The sequence below is a fragment of the Acinetobacter sp. LipI_23 genome, from assembly GCF_058243045.1.
The window spans coordinates 2237147-2251818 of the sequence record NZ_JBZAYJ010000001.1 but is presented as its reverse complement, the minus strand read 5'-3'; the positions used below and the strand labels follow the sequence as shown (position 1 = coordinate 2251818).

Here is a 14672-nt window from a genome sequence, read left to right as displayed (position 1 = left end):
GGGTTAAGCTGTTTCATTAAACAGTTCACGGCCAATCAACATACGGCGAATTTCAGAAGTTCCCGCACCAATTTCATAGAGTTTTGCATCGCGCCATAGACGGCCTGCAGAAAATTCATTGATATAACCATTTCCACCTAAGGTCTGAATGGTTTCACCCGCCATCCACGTGGCTTTTTCCGCGGCATATAAAATTGCACTGGCTGCATCTTTACGTAGGCTACGGCTATGGTCAGCCTTGTCGCACTCAGCACCCACGGCATAAACCAACGCTTTACATGCCAACCAAGTCGAATACATATCGGCAATTTTTCCTTGCATTAGCTGGAACTCACCGAGCGCTTGGCCGAATTGTTTACGGTCATGGATATAGGGAATCACGGTGTCCATGCAGGCATCCATAATGCCTAAAGGACCTGCGCTTAAAACCGCACGCTCATAGTCCAAACCACTCATGAGCACTTTCGTGCCGTTTCCTACACCGCCCATCACGTTTTCTTTTGGCACTTTCACGTTGTCAAAGAACAGCGGGTAAGTGTTCGAACCACGCATACCCAACTTGTCTAAATGTGTGCCATGACTAAAACCTTCCATGCCTTTTTCTACAAGGAAGGCTGTCATGCCTTTAGCGCCTGCATGCAGATCAGTTTTGGCATACACCACAAGCACATCAGCATCACCACCATTGGTGATCCACATTTTTGAACCATTTAACAGGAAGTGATCGCCACAATCTTCAGCTTTGAGTTTCATGCTGACTACGTCTGAGCCTGCGTTTGGTTCAGACATGGCAAGTGCACCGACGTATTCACCTGAAATTAGTTTAGGTAAATAGCGCTGCTTTTGTTCCTCGCTGCCATTTCGGTTAATTTGATTCACACATAGGTTAGAATGTGCACCATAAGAAAGACCTATCGAAGCTGAAGCACGTGAGATTTCTTGCATGGCAATGATATGCGCTAAATAACCTAGACCTGTACCGCCATATTCTTCACTGACGGTCAGACCGAGTAAGCCCATATCGCCAAATTTTTTCCACAACTGAGCTGGAAATTCGTTGTTCTGATCGACTTGTTGCGCAATAGGAGTAATTTCCTTGGCACAAAAAGCCTCAACGGAATCACGCAGTGCAATGAGTGTTTCATCTAAACCGAAATTTAAGCTTTGTAGGGTCATTTCTTCATTCGTCCTATGAGTGTATTTATTGTTCCTGATAAAGCATTTTTGTTGTGCTTGATTTTTACAATACATCGAATTTTTAAAAAAGTGAACTAAAATTCACAAATTGATTTACAATTCATTTTATCTGGTTGAGAATAGAATTATGAGTTATAAAAGATCATCGTTGATGCAAGAAAGAATGGAACAAAATCGTGAAGCGATTTTGCAATCCGCTCGTGAACTTATTGCTCAAGGGGGAATTAAGGACGCACAAATTCAAGCGATTGCTGAACGCGCGGGTGTTTCGAGTGGTTTGGTGTATCGATACTTCGATAACAAAAGCCAAGTGTTAATTGAGGTTTTGTCTGAGGCCATTCAGCATGAGGTGAAAATTTTAAATCACATTGCTGAAAGTGAGCTCTCGTCAAAACAGAAATTGGACAAGGCGGTAACCACGTTTGTGAAACGTGCCATGAATAGCCCCCAACTAGCGTATTCACTCATGTTTGAACCAGTCGATGCTGAGTTAGAACATGAACGTTTTCGCAGTAAACAGCTGATTAAACAGAGCATCAAAGAAATACTGGCCGCAGGGAAAATTAACGGTGAGTTTGGATTTGAAGATTTAAATACCGCAGCACTTTGTGTGGTCGGCGCCATGACCTTTGTGGTGATTGAACCTTTAAATCCGTCTCGAAATGTGATGTTTGATCAAAACTATAAAGACTACTTTGTGAAACAAATTGCCGAATTTTGTGTCAATGCAGTTCAGGTTCAGGAGGAAAAATAGTAGTAGGTGTGAACACAAAGGCTTGGTGTTTCAAGGGAAGTAGTCATAGAACAATTAAAGTTGAATAACAAGATTACAATGAATCAAGGAGATCGATTCGATGACACAAGAACGGTTAAGTTATGCCTATGGAACGAGCAGTCAGCCCTTATTAGGCATGACGATTGGTGAGAAATTTGATCAGGCTTGTCAGCAGTATGCGGAACTAGATGCTGTTGTCAGCCTGCATCAAAATGTCAGACTCACGTATAAGGAATTACAAACTCAGGTCAATGCATTTGCCTGTAGTTTACTAAAACTGGGCTTGAAAAAAGGCGATCGACTTGCGATTTGGTCACCGAACTGTGTGGAATGGACGATTATCCAGTTTGCTGCGTTTAAAGCGGGCATCATTTTGGTCAACTTGAATCCTGCTTATAAAAGTAATGAGCTCGAATATGTGTTGAATAAAGTCTCTTGTAAGGGCTTAGTCATTGCATCACAATTTAAAAGCACGAATTATCAAGATATTTTAATGAAAATTGCCCCTGAAATTAAAGGTGCTGAAAATAAAGTGTTAAAGGCAGAGCGACTGCCACATTTGAAATATATTATTAAAATTGATGAAGAACAACATACGGGGTTACATCGTTTTAGTGATTTGCTCACTCCCCCCAGCAAGAGACAGCTCAATCAATTAGAGCTCGTTGCAAGCGAATCGCAGTTTGATGAAACCATCAATATCCAGTTTACTTCGGGTACTACGGGTAACCCGAAAGGCACAATGTTGACACATAATAATATTTTAAATAATGGTTATTTTGTTGGTGAAGCCATTCATTTAAGTCCTGCCGATCGAGTCTGTATTTCTGTACCGCTCTTTCACTGTTTCGGTATGGTGATGGGCAATTTGGCCTGTATTACGCATGGTTCAACCATGGTCTATCCATCGGCGGTGTTCAATCCTTTAGAAACGTTAAAAGCCATTCAGCAAGAAAAATGTACGGCCGCATACGGTGTACCGACCATGTTCATTGCCATTTTAGAGCATGAACAGTTTGATGATTTTGATCTTTCTAGTTTACGTACAGGCATTATGGCGGGTAGTCCGTGCCCACGTGAAATTATGCAACGTGTTATTGATCGGATGCATATGTCTGAAATTACCATTTGCTATGGTATGACTGAAACGGCACCTGTCAGTGCACAAAGTTCAACTTCAGATTCAGTTGAACAACGAGTCGGAACCGTAGGGCGTGTCCATCCACATCTTGAAATTAAAATTGTTGATGAACAAGGCAAAGTTGTACCGCGCGGTCAGTTGGGTGAGCTGTGTGTTCGTGGCTATTCGGTAATGTTGGGGTATTGGGAAGACCATGAAAAATCGCAAGAAGTGATTGATTCAGCACGCTGGATGCATACAGGTGACATCGCAGAAATGGACGAAGCAGGCTTTGTGAAAATTAAAGGCCGAATTAAGGATGTGGTCATACGTGGTGGAGAAAACCTATTCCCGAAAGAAATCGAAGACTTTTTATATACCCATCCTGATGTCAGCGATGTCCAAGTCATAGGTCTGCCAGATGCGCGTTATGGTGAAGAATTGTGTGCTTGTATTATTTTACATGAGCATCATGAAATTACTGAAGAGTCGATCCGTCAGTACTGTGCGGAACATATTTCACACAATAAAGTCCCACGTTATGTGCGGTTTTTTAATGAGTTCCCAATGACAGCCTCGGGCAAAGCGCAGAAGTTTAAATTGCAGGAATTTATGCGTAATGAACTGGATTTGAAAGAAATCGCATAAGGTTGAAGACGGACTTTCCTTTTGCTGGGTTAAAGCCAAAGGAAAGTCCGAAGTGAAAAGCAAAAGGAATAGCATATGCACCTGAGAAATGATTGGACTCGCGCTGAAATACAAGCAATCTACCAACAGCCTTTTTTAGATTTGGTCTTTCAAGCACAGCAAATTCATCGTCAGTACTTTGAAGCGAATGCCATTCAAGTCAGTACTTTACTGTCGATCAAAACAGGTAAATGCCCTGAAGACTGCAAATACTGTTCACAGTCTGCGCGCTATGACTCAAAGCTTGAAGCTGAAAAAAGAATTGCGGTTGAAAAGGTCATTAGCGAAGCACAGCAGGCGAAGGCCTCGGGTTCTACACGGTTTTGTATGGGCGCGGCATGGCGAAATCCACATGAGCGCGATATGCCTTATGTCTTGGATATGGTGCGTGAAGTCAAAGCTTTGGGTTTAGAAACCTGTATGACGCTAGGCATGCTGAATGCCTCTCAAGCCGAACGTTTAAAAGGTGCAGGACTCGATTATTACAACCATAACTTAGACACGTCGCGTGAGTACTATCCTAATGTGATTAGTACCCGTAGTTTTGATGACCGTTTGGATACCTTAAGTCATGTTCGAGAGGCAGGCTTAAAAGTATGTAGTGGCGGGATTGTTGGCCTAGGCGAAGAGACCAAAGATCGAATTGGGTTATTGTTTGAATTGGCGACTTTACCGATACATCCTGAGTCTGTGCCGATCAACATGCTGGTTCCAATGCAAGGTACGCCTTTGGCAGAAGTTGAAAAGTTAGATGTGACAGAGTGGATTCGCACTATTGCGGTAGCGCGCATTATTATGCCGAAAAGCTATATTCGTCTGTCCGCGGGACGTGAATCGCTGTCCGATACCGATCAAGCTTTGGCTTTTATGGCCGGTGCAAATTCATTGTTTTCGGGTGAAAAATTGCTGACTACGCCAAATACGGCACAAGGCAAGGATCAACAACTCTTTCAAAAACTGGGTTTACATGCAGAAAAAGCCAAACCCCAACTTGCTGAGTTAACGGTCGATGCTATGGCTGTGGCTTAAGTGCTAGAACATGTGGTCATGAACGTGTAGATTTAGGGCGACGAATAAAAGTAGATGAGTGAACAATAAAATGGCGAAAGACTTTCAGAGTCAAACTGTAGTGGATGGTTATGATCAACATATTCGTAAGCTCATTCCAGGATATGAGTTGGTTCATCTGCAAATTCAAGCCATTTTAAAAACACATTTACCAGAACATGCGCATGTATTGATTGTGGGATGTGGAACAGGTTATGAGCTTTCATATTTGTTGGCGCAGCATCCGGCGTGGAGTTTTACCGCTGTTGACCCATCTTTGACCATGATTGAAAAAGCGCAGCAGTTATTGAGCGAGACCCATAGTGATTTAACGCGGGTTCGCTTTGTGCATGGTGATACGACGACCTTACAGGAAAGTGCACAGTTTGATGCCGCTTTAGCCATATTGGTGGCGCATTTTATTCCACTTGAAGCAAAGCCATTCTTCTTTGCCGATATTTTACGCTGTCTTAAAACACAAGCTATTTTACTGAGCTATGACCTGATGCGTTCCAGTGATGACACTGAACTCAAGGTTTTACAAACCTTATGTCAGAGCAATGGTTTGACGGTGGTACAGAGTGAAAAAATGATTGAGCGCCTACAACAAGATTTTTATTTGATCTCGGCCAGCCAGATGCAAGAGCTTCTGACTAAAGTTGGATTTCATGAAGTACGAACTTATAGTCAACTGTTGAATTATTATGGTTTTTTTGCACAAAAGTAAGAACCAATGGCAGTGAAAAGATACATTTTAAAGATAAAAATGAAGGAATACACATGGCAGCCTATTATCAACTTTTAAGTCGTGAACAGCACAGTGATGGGAGCTGTACGGCATCTTATCTTTCCAATATTCATGCACAAGGCGCATGGAATCCGCATGAACAGCACATGGCATCTGCAACAGGGGTTTTGTGTGCGGAGTTAGAGCAGTTTCAACCACGTGATGAGATGCGCATTGGACGCGTGAGTTTAGATATTTTTGGACTGATCGCTTTTGGTGAGTTTACCGTGCATACCCGTGTCATTCGTGCTGGAAAAACCATTGAACTGATCGAGGCGGAAATGCAGGCAAATGGGAAGACTTGTATTGTAGCCCGTGCTTGGAAAATGATGAAGCAAGATACCAGTGCAATTGCAGGGCTAGAAGATCAATCGATTGTACATCCTGAAACTTTGCCAGTATGGGATGGGATGAAATGTTGGCCGGGTGGTTATATTCAGAGTATTGAGACACGTGCGGCAGAAGGGCACCGTGCTGGTAAAGGCATTGTCTGGTTACATAATGATTTGGACATGGTGGAAGCTCAGGACACATCAAGTTTTGTGCGCTTATTGGGTATGGTGGATACAGCCAATGGTATTGTGCCACGTCAAAATCCAGCATCTGGATGGGGCTTTCCCAATTTAGACTTACAACTGCATTTATACCGTTTACCCCAAGGGAAATGGTTAGGTTTGGAAGCGACTCAGCAATATGGTGATGATGGTATTGGCTTAACCAGTGCGGTTTTGCACGATGAACAAGGGCCATTTGGCCGTAGTGAACAGATTTTGACCCTGCGTAAGTTTTAGTTGGTCAGTATCAATTTAATAAAAAAAGGATGAATTGCTTCATCCTTTTTTTATTGGCATGCTGTAGGCACTTTAAAATAGTGAAATGAAGATGCGGATCAGTTTAATTGGAGCGGGGCGGGTGGCTCATCATTTGGCCAAAGCCCTGATGTCTCAGCATGAAATCGTCAATATTTATAGCCGAAGCTTCGACAAAGCTGCGGATTTAGCGCAAGTTGCACATGCAAAGGCGGTCAGTCATTTTAAGCAGTTAAATGCTGATGTGGATTTGGTGATGATTGCAGTAAGTGATCAGTCTATTCCGAGTGTGATTTTGGCCTTGACTGAATATCTGCCGAATGTGTTGATTGTACATACTTCGGGGAGTACAGCGCTTTCAGTTTTGTCTACGAAACATGCACGTGCAGGAGTTTTTTATCCCTTACAGACCTTTAGCTTAGAACGTGAAATTGATTGGTCAAATACACCGTTGTTTGTAGAAGCAACTGAAAATACGGATCTTCAAAGACTACATACACTGGCAGAAAGCCTGAGCCAACGGGTGTATAGCTACAGCTCTGTGCAGCGTCTAAGCTTGCATTTAGCAGCTGTCTTTGCCTGTAATTTTAGTAATTATTGTTATGACATGGCAAAACAAGTGGTGGATGCAGAGCAGGTCGATTTTAGTCTGTTGTATCCCTTGATCTTAGAAACCGCGCAGAAAGCCACACAGAATGACCCAAAGCAGATGCAAACTGGCCCTGCGATGCGTCAGGATCAGAATATTCTACAGATGCATCAACAGATGCTTGCGCAAGCTCAACGAGCGGATCTTGCTGAAGTATATGCCTTAATGAGTCAGCAGATCAGTCAACGTCACAGTTAACATTTAAAATAATAAACGAAGAAGCAAGTCACAAAGAACAAGCAAAGCCACTGAAAACGTGGCTTTTTTTATGTCCTAAGATTCGGTACAGTGTTGCTTAAAATAAATACAAATAGAGGGTATATGCGTTCAGATTCATTATTAGAACAAGTGCAGTGGAAAGATCTCGTTCATTTAGGTCGTACCGATGTGATCAGTGAGTTATTTATCTCTTTACCGTGGTTGATCGTCTCTTTCATTTTTGCAGGTTTACAGTGGTATGTCTTGGCGCTGTTTTGCTCGTTTATGTTTTTCTTAACAGGACTCAGACAGGTACATAACGCTTTTCATTTTGCCTTAGGTATTAGCCGTCCTGCGACTCATTGGGTCATGTTTGTTTTGAGCATCGTCATGCTCGGTTCGATGCATGCCGTACAAATTAATCACCTCCGCCACCATCAGCACTGTATGCAGGACGAAGATATTGAAGCGAAAAGTGCAACCATGCAGTGGTGGCAAGCTTTGCTTTTTGGCCCTGTTTTTCCATGGATATTACATAAAAAAGCCTTTGAGGTTGGGACTAAAACCCAGAAAAAATGGATGTCTGCTGAACTGGTTGCCAACGTCATTGTATTGTTTTTGGTTTCTGTGATCTTGGATATCAGTATTTTAAAATACCATGTCAGTGCTATGTTGATTGGGCAATGTATGACGGCATTTTTTGCGGTATGGACGGTGCATCATGATACGGAAGATCATGTGTATATGGCGCGTACTGTGCGTAATGAGTTTAAACGGGTCGTGACCTACAACATGTTTTATCATGTGGAACATCATTTGTTTCCCGCAGTGCCGACACGACGTTTACATATTTTGGCAAAACGTTTGGATGAACATGATCCAACGGTTGAAATTCGGCATGTGTTCTAACATTTTAAGCATAAAAAATAGGGCACTTGGCCCTATTTTTTTGAAGATCTAAAATTTATTTAATTTTCTTAAATAAGAAGTCGTTGATCTTATGACCTTCTTCGAGTCCACGACGTTCAAATTTAGTTTGTGGACGCCAGTCTGGACGTGGGTAGCTTTTGCCTTTACCTGCCATATTTTCAAGATTTGGACGGTTATCGAGTACATCAATCATCCATTCTGCATATGGTTCCCAGTCTGTCGCTGCGTGGAATGTGCCACCCATTTCTAACTTTTGCTCAACCAGTGGCATACGGTCATGGGATACGAAGCGACGTTTGAAGTGACGTTTTTTCTGCCATGGGTCTGGGAAGTACAGTTGCACAGCGTTGATGCTGTTATCTGGCATTTCACGTAATACTTGAATAGCATCTGCATCTAAAAGACGAAGATTGGTTAAACCTGCAACTCCAGCTTCATACACACATTGCGCAATCCCCGGAACATGCACTTCAATCCCGACATAGTTGCGTTCAGGGTTGGCCTGCGCCATCAAGACCAATGAACGTCCCATACCAAAGCCGATTTCAACCGTGAGCGGACGCTCTGGATGTTCAAACTGCTGGCGTAGGTCACCTACAGGGTATTCCAAAATCATGTGACCATATTGTTCAAGCGCAGTACGTTGCGAGGTGTTCAGCGGAGATGAACGACGCATAAATGTCACAATTTCGCGGTGTTCATTTAAGTTGTCTAGCTCGACGACTTGCTGGTCTAATTGATCATTCGTCATAATTTTGGCAGATGTAGAAATTCGAAAGCGGTATTGTAAGTCCTGAGCAGGACAAGTCAAATTTTTTACTCAGAATTTATTAAATTCAGCACCACCATGTTTGCGCAGCCTAGAAATTGTCATCATTTATTAATCATGATGTAACGAATAAAAATTAACCTGCCAGCTAATTTAACCAACTGATAAAAAAATGATGAAAAATTTTAAGCCACAGATATTAAGCCTGAGCCTGATTTTGGCGGGTTGTTCGTTCCCTGCCTATGCACAACTATTATTGAGTCAGTATGTAGATGGAAGCAAAAATAAGAAAGGGTTGGAAATTTATAATCCAGATCCGACGACAGTCAACTTGGCAGAATATCAGATCAAGCAATACGCAAATGGTGAGACCAGTGCAAATTTGACGGTGAATTTGACAGGGAAATTGGCGAGTAAGGCACACTATTTGGTCGGTTATCCTGATTTAAAAGCAGCTCTAGGTGATGCGGTGCAACAGCAGGCGAATTTAGCTTTCAATGGTGACGACACTTTGATTCTTTATCATAATGGCGTTGCGATTGACCGCTTTGGCACAGTGGGTGAACGCCCAAGCACTGGATGGGGTGGTGTTGCAAAGGGAAATAGCTTTAAACGCACTTTATTAAGCAATAATGTTTCTAGTAGGGGGATAGACGTTACCGCACCATTTGATTTGGCATCGGCATGGGAAAAATGGTCAGATCGAGATGCATTTTCCAGTTATCTGGCTGGAAATACGGCACCGCCGCTAAGCACCGTGAGCTGTAGTACGACAGCTACCCCAATTGCGGCATTGCAAAGTGCAGCGCAAGATGTGGAATATGTGGTGAAAGGCGTAATCACGGCAGATTATCGTTATAACAATGGTTTCTCAGGTTTCTTTGTTCAAACCCCAGATACTCAAGCCAAAGCCAATAGCAGTAATGCGGTGTTTGTCTATGTGCCTTCTTCAAGTAGCGTGACAGGTGGTCAAGTAGGGCAGGAAGTCATTTTCAAAGGCAAATTGAAAACCTATCAAAACCAATTACAGCTTCAAGATTTAAGCAGCGATATTAATGTCTGTAATCCTTCGGCAAGTGATTGGGTTAAACCAATGGCGATCAATTTGCCCTTTGATAATTTGACTGAAGTGTCAGGCCACGCACCAAAACGTTATCAGGGCATGTTGGTCAATATTCCTCAAACCTTAACGGTCAGTGAAAACTATGACTATGGACGTTATGGTCAGTTGGCTTTAAGCCCTGCGCGTTTATATATTCCAACCAATCTATATCCTGCCCATTCAACCGAAGCCAAAACACTGGCACAACAGAATTTACGTTCTAAACTTATTTTGGATGATGGCTATAATAATCAGAATAGAATGCCGTGGTTGCCAACGACCTTTAGTGCTAAAAATACCTTACGTACAGGTGTACAACTGCAAAATGTACAAGGCATTTTAGAGTACCGCTATAACCAATGGCGAATTCAACCTGTGCTTGGGGCAACAGCGCCACAAGTCTTAGACGCGACAAACCCACGTGCAAGCGTTCCAGCAAAGGCTACACAGCAAGTTCGTGTCGCAGCATTTAATGTACTGAATTATGACAATGGTTTGGCGCAAGGTTTTCCTACGGAACGTGGTGCAAGTTCTGAGGCTGAGTTTAAAAAGCAACATCAGAAAATTGTCAGTGCATTAAAAGCGATTGATGCGGATGTTTATGGCCTGATGGAAATTGCCAACAATGGTTATGGTGAGCGTAGCGCAGTTGCTTATTTAGCTCAGGCGCTGGGGAGTGATTGGAAATATGTAACGCCTCCGAATGCTGACAAACTTGGAACCGATGCGATTGCTGTTGCCATTATTTATAACGCCAAGCGGGTCAAACCAATCAATGTTGCAGCGGTCTTTGATGACCAGAGCCAGAAAAACCGAGTCACGATGGCACAAACTTTTCAAGCCTTATCTGGCGGGAAGACTTTTACAGTTATTCCGAACCATTTGAAGTCTAAAGGTAGCTGTCCAGATGATAAAACCTCAATAGAGGCAGATCAGGGCGATGGTCAAGGTTGCTGGAATCCAACCCGCGTTAAAGCGGTACAAGCGTTAATGCAGTGGGTCGCGAAGAATCCAACACAGGTGAGTAAACCAAATGTCTTACTGTTAGGTGATCTGAACAGCTATGCCAAAGAAGATCCAATTCTGGCGCTTGAACAAGCTAACTATAAAGTATTGTTGAATGATGAAAAAATTGGTCAGGGGAAAGCAGCTTATAGCTATGTCTTCGGTGTAGCCAGTAATACCCAAGGTTATGGTGGTGCAGGCAACTTAGACCATGCGATTGCCGACGCAGCACTTTATCCTTTGGTGAAAAAAGCATTTGCATGGCATATCAATGCAGATGAACCGACGGCACTGGACTATAACGAAGAATATAAAACTGAGGAGCAAATTGCTGCATTCTATGCGGACGATGCTTACCGCTCTTCTGACCATGACCCTGTGATTGTGGATTTAGACTTAAACGATGCAGTGGTTAACGATGAGGATAAAACCAGTGCAGGAAGTACAGGGCTGTGGTCTGCATTAGGATTAATTAGTTTGGCCTTGTATGGCAGTTTAAGACGTCGTAAGCATCAGTCTTAACTCGCTTTATTGACAATAAAAGGGCGTCATCGCCCTTTTATTTTGTTTATGGTTTCAACTTTATGAGCTGATACGGTCAATGAGGGTGCTGCTGGCTTCATTTAAGCCTAACACCTCGACCACTACACCGTGGGCTTCAAACTTTTCAACTACCGCATTTAACATTTGGACTGAAGTCATATCCCAAATATGAGCATGGCTGAGTTCAATTTCAACCTTCTGAATGTGTTCGTTAAAGTCAAAAAACTGAAAGAATTTCTCTGAGCTGCTAAAGAAAATTTGACCACTCACCACATAGCGACGAGTATGGTTATGCAGTTCAGACTGAACATGAACCGTACTTTCTAGTTTGTTGATGAAAAATAATGCGGACAGTAAAACTCCGACAAAGACACCCAAAGCAAGATTATGTGTGGCTAAGACAATGATCACCACACTCAACATCACTACATTACTTTGTAGCGGATGTTTAGAGAAGTTTTTAACCGAGTCCCATTGAAAGGTTGTAAATGCCACCATGATCATAATGGCAACCAAAGCTGCCATTGGAATATAAGACAGCCAGTCTTTAAAAAACACCACCAAACACAGTAAAAACACACCAGCCACTAAGGTTGAAAGCCGAGTACGTGCCCCAGAGCTGACATTAATCACAGACTGTCCAATCATGGCACAGCCTGCCATACCGCCCATAAAACCGCTCACAATATTGGCCATACCTTGTCCGCGACATTCTTGATGACGGTCACCTTCAGTACCTGTGACTTCATTCACTACTGTGGTGGTCATCATGCTTTCAAGCAAACCGACGGTCGCTAATGTGATGGCGTAAGGGAAGACAATTTGCAGCGTTTCAAAGGTCAGTGGAATATCAGGCAGTAGAAAAATAGGTAAAGTATCGGGGAAATGACCTAAATCACTGACCATACGCATATCTGTGCCTAAAAACAGCGCCAAAGCGGTCAGGACGAGAATACAAATGAGCGGTGAAGGAATGGTTTTCCCTACTTTAGGCAGATAGGGAAACAGATAAATTACAGCGAGGCCAAGAGCGATAAATGCATAACCCCAGTGATTCATTTGGCTGAGCTCTGGAAGTTGCGCCATGAAGATTAAAATCGCCAGTGCATTTAAAAAACCATACACCACCGACTGCGACACAAAACGCATCAGTTTGGCAACTTTAAAATATCCCGCAATGATCTGAATGACACCAGTGAGGATGGTTGCCGCCAGTAAATACTGTAAACCATGCTCTTTGACCAGCGTGATCATGAGTAGTGCCATGGCGCCTGTTGCTGCTGAAATCATGGCTGGACGACCGCCAAAAAAAGCAATGCTCACTGCGATACAAAAGGAGGCATACAGTCCAACTTGAGGGTCTACACCTGCAATTGCTGAAAAAGCAATAGATTCGGGAATTAGAGCAAGTCCTACCACTAAACCAGCAAGAACATCGGTACGAATGTTAGAAAACCATTCATCTTTTTTAAGGCTAATCACAGATCAAATTCATTTTTAGGGACAAGGGCGCTATGTTAAAACAACTCTGTTGCAAATTGCAGTGTTGTTGTACTTGAAAAAAAATGTGAATTAGACAATATTCAATAGGCGAACGAATGATTTTTCGTTTACGCTTTTTTGCAATTTACAGGTTTTGATCACTTGAAAGTTTGTTAGAAGCCATTTAAAACAGAGAATAGAGTTATAACAAGGATCAGATATGAAGCTTTATTATGCACCGGGTGCGTGCTCACTTGCGGCGCACATTATCCTCAATGAAATTAATGTTGACTTTGATTTAGTCCGAGTAGATTTAAAAACACATAAAACAGAAAAAGGTGCTGATTATTACGAAATTAATCCAAAAGGATATGTACCCGCTTTAGAGATTAATCCAGGTTTGATTCTGACTGAAAATGTAGCCATTTTGCCATTTTTAGCACAACATGATCCAAAACAAGATCTTATTCCGCCATCGGGTTTGGGGCGTGCCAAAGTTTTAGAATGGTTAGGTTATTTAAATTCTGAATTGCACGATGCTTATGCTGTTTTCTTCGGTGCGCCATTAGATGCAGCTGCCAAAGAAAAAGCCTATGCAGAGATTGATCGTTTACTCAGCTATATGGATAAACAAATTGGTGAGTCGGATCATGACTATTTGGTCGATGATAATTTTGGCCCCGCAGATGCGTATTTATTCGTCCTCACCAATTGGTCAAATGGCATCGAACATGATTTATCACCGTATAAAAATATTATCTTTATCCGTAATAAAGTGGCTGAACGTCAGTCAGTACAAATTGCAATGCGAGATGAAGGTCTAATTCCTTAATTTTGATGCTTTGAAGAAGCGCCGAAAGGCGCTTTTTTTATACTTTAAAGTTTATTATTGATATTTAGTCAACAATATTTTGCAGATTCACTACTTTTTAGCGCAGAACAGAGTCTTTATAGTGCCTGCATAGATTTTGGTTTTTAGGCTCTTCCCATGAAAAATATTTTATTAATTAACGGCGCAAAAACTTTTGCACATTCGAATGGTCAGTTAAACGATACCCTAACTGAACTTGCGCAAGAGGTCTTGTCAGGCCTAGGGCATCAGGTTCAAGTGACACGCGCCGACAGCGAATATGATGCAAAAGTTGAAGTGGAGAAATTTCTGTGGGCAGACACCGTGATTTACCAAATGCCGGGTTGGTGGATGGGTGCACCATGGACTGTGAAAAAGTATATCGATGATGTCTTTACCGAAGGGCACGGTAGTCTGTATGCCAATGATGGTCGCTCACGTGCAGATGCTTCAAAAAAATATGGTTCAGGTGGTCTGATTCACGATAAAAACTATATGCTGTCATTGACATGGAATGCACCGATGGATGCATTTAATGATGCTGAACAATTTTTCCATGGGGTTGGGGTCGACGGGGTTTATTTACCTTTTCACAAAGCCAATCAATTTTTAGGGATGCAAACCTTACCGACGTTTATTGTCAATGATGTGATTAAAGCACCTGACGTTGAAGCCTATATGGCACAGTACCGTGACCATTTGACGCAAGTTTTTGCTTAATC

Annotated in this window: 13 protein-coding genes; 10 read left to right on the top strand and 3 right to left on the bottom strand. The window is 42.4% G+C overall.

Annotation, left to right across the window (positions count from 1 at the left end; genetic code table 11):
• Positions 1-3: 3 nt before the first annotated feature.
• Entirely contained in the window at positions 4-1176 is a 1173-nt protein-coding gene (locus tag AC4CVD_RS11060; protein ID WP_490747546.1) for an isovaleryl-CoA dehydrogenase, read from the bottom strand.
• A 148-nt stretch (positions 1177-1324) separates the two neighbouring features.
• Between AC4CVD_RS11060 and AC4CVD_RS11055 the strand changes: the two genes are divergently transcribed.
• The 7 genes from AC4CVD_RS11055 to AC4CVD_RS11025 all read left to right on the top strand — a co-directional run bounded on the left by AC4CVD_RS11055 (position 1325) and on the right by AC4CVD_RS11025 (position 8178).
• Entirely contained in the window at positions 1325-1951 is a 627-nt protein-coding gene (locus tag AC4CVD_RS11055) for a TetR/AcrR family transcriptional regulator (protein WP_004982268.1), read from the top strand.
• A gap of 100 nt (positions 1952-2051) precedes the next feature.
• Positions 2052-3740, top strand: coding sequence for an AMP-binding protein (locus tag AC4CVD_RS11050; RefSeq protein ID WP_490753104.1), 1689 nt, complete (start codon positions 2052-2054; stop codon positions 3738-3740).
• Between the two features lie 75 nt (positions 3741-3815).
• Complete coding sequence (bioB, locus tag AC4CVD_RS11045; RefSeq protein WP_490753103.1) at positions 3816-4808, top strand: biotin synthase BioB; 993 nt, start codon at positions 3816-3818, stop codon at positions 4806-4808.
• A gap of 70 nt (positions 4809-4878) precedes the next feature.
• Positions 4879-5553 carry a class I SAM-dependent methyltransferase gene (locus tag AC4CVD_RS11040; protein WP_490753102.1) on the top strand — a complete coding sequence of 225 codons (675 nt, stop codon included), beginning with the start codon at positions 4879-4881 and terminating at the stop codon, positions 5551-5553.
• A gap of 53 nt (positions 5554-5606) precedes the next feature.
• Complete coding sequence (locus AC4CVD_RS11035; protein WP_490753101.1) at positions 5607-6404, top strand: thioesterase family protein; 798 nt, start codon at positions 5607-5609, stop codon at positions 6402-6404.
• 91 nt (positions 6405-6495) lie between these two features.
• Positions 6496-7269: a Rossmann-like and DUF2520 domain-containing protein gene (locus tag AC4CVD_RS11030; RefSeq protein ID WP_490753100.1), complete on the top strand. Its 774-nt coding sequence runs from the start codon at positions 6496-6498 to the stop codon at positions 7267-7269.
• A 123-nt stretch (positions 7270-7392) separates the two neighbouring features.
• Positions 7393-8178, top strand: coding sequence for a fatty acid desaturase family protein (locus AC4CVD_RS11025; RefSeq protein WP_490753099.1), 786 nt, complete (start codon positions 7393-7395; stop codon positions 8176-8178).
• 55 nt (positions 8179-8233) lie between these two features.
• Here AC4CVD_RS11025 and trmB read toward each other — a convergent pair whose 3' ends face one another.
• The gene (gene trmB / locus AC4CVD_RS11020; protein WP_490753098.1) at positions 8234-8950 is read right to left on the bottom strand and encodes a tRNA (guanosine(46)-N7)-methyltransferase TrmB; all 717 of its coding nucleotides are present in this window, start codon (positions 8948-8950) and stop codon (positions 8234-8236) included.
• Positions 8951-9143: 193 nt separating this feature from the next.
• On the opposite strand from trmB, the gene AC4CVD_RS11015 reads away from it, so the two are divergent.
• Positions 9144-11597 carry an ExeM/NucH family extracellular endonuclease gene (locus tag AC4CVD_RS11015; protein WP_490753516.1) on the top strand — a complete coding sequence of 818 codons (2454 nt, stop codon included), beginning with the start codon at positions 9144-9146 and terminating at the stop codon, positions 11595-11597.
• A 60-nt stretch (positions 11598-11657) separates the two neighbouring features.
• Here AC4CVD_RS11015 and AC4CVD_RS11010 read toward each other — a convergent pair whose 3' ends face one another.
• Positions 11658-13100, bottom strand: coding sequence for a SulP family inorganic anion transporter (locus AC4CVD_RS11010; RefSeq protein ID WP_490753097.1), 1443 nt, complete (start codon positions 13098-13100; stop codon positions 11658-11660).
• Between the two features lie 220 nt (positions 13101-13320).
• On the opposite strand from AC4CVD_RS11010, the gene AC4CVD_RS11005 reads away from it, so the two are divergent.
• On the top strand, positions 13321-13932 hold the full coding sequence (locus AC4CVD_RS11005; protein WP_004696236.1) for a glutathione binding-like protein: 612 nt from the start codon (positions 13321-13323) through the stop codon (positions 13930-13932).
• A gap of 156 nt (positions 13933-14088) precedes the next feature.
• The gene (locus tag AC4CVD_RS11000) at positions 14089-14670 is read left to right on the top strand and encodes an NAD(P)H-dependent oxidoreductase (RefSeq protein WP_078426212.1); all 582 of its coding nucleotides are present in this window, start codon (positions 14089-14091) and stop codon (positions 14668-14670) included.
• Positions 14671-14672: the final 2 nt, after the last annotated feature.

What these genes read in the sequence shown, in the direction of transcription:
- AC4CVD_RS11005 (WP_004696236.1), top strand. Translation starts at nt 13,321, where the DNA reads ATGAAGCTTTATTATGCACCGGGTGCGTGCTCACTTGCGGCGCACATT.
- AC4CVD_RS11025 (WP_490753099.1), top strand. Translation starts at nt 7,393, where the DNA reads ATGCGTTCAGATTCATTATTAGAACAAGTGCAGTGGAAAGATCTCGTT.
- AC4CVD_RS11015 (WP_490753516.1), top strand. Translation starts at nt 9,144, where the DNA reads ATGAAAAATTTTAAGCCACAGATATTAAGCCTGAGCCTGATTTTGGCG.
- trmB (WP_490753098.1), bottom strand. Translation starts at nt 8,950, where the DNA reads ATGACGAATGATCAATTAGACCAGCAAGTCGTCGAGCTAGACAACTTA.
- AC4CVD_RS11040 (WP_490753102.1), top strand. Translation starts at nt 4,879, where the DNA reads ATGGCGAAAGACTTTCAGAGTCAAACTGTAGTGGATGGTTATGATCAA.
- AC4CVD_RS11050 (WP_490753104.1), top strand. Translation starts at nt 2,052, where the DNA reads ATGACACAAGAACGGTTAAGTTATGCCTATGGAACGAGCAGTCAGCCC.
- AC4CVD_RS11000 (WP_078426212.1), top strand. Translation starts at nt 14,089, where the DNA reads ATGAAAAATATTTTATTAATTAACGGCGCAAAAACTTTTGCACATTCG.
- AC4CVD_RS11030 (WP_490753100.1), top strand. Translation starts at nt 6,496, where the DNA reads ATGCGGATCAGTTTAATTGGAGCGGGGCGGGTGGCTCATCATTTGGCC.
- bioB (WP_490753103.1), top strand. Translation starts at nt 3,816, where the DNA reads ATGCACCTGAGAAATGATTGGACTCGCGCTGAAATACAAGCAATCTAC.
- AC4CVD_RS11035 (WP_490753101.1), top strand. Translation starts at nt 5,607, where the DNA reads ATGGCAGCCTATTATCAACTTTTAAGTCGTGAACAGCACAGTGATGGG.
- AC4CVD_RS11060 (WP_490747546.1), bottom strand. Translation starts at nt 1,176, where the DNA reads ATGACCCTACAAAGCTTAAATTTCGGTTTAGATGAAACACTCATTGCA.
- AC4CVD_RS11055 (WP_004982268.1), top strand. Translation starts at nt 1,325, where the DNA reads ATGAGTTATAAAAGATCATCGTTGATGCAAGAAAGAATGGAACAAAAT.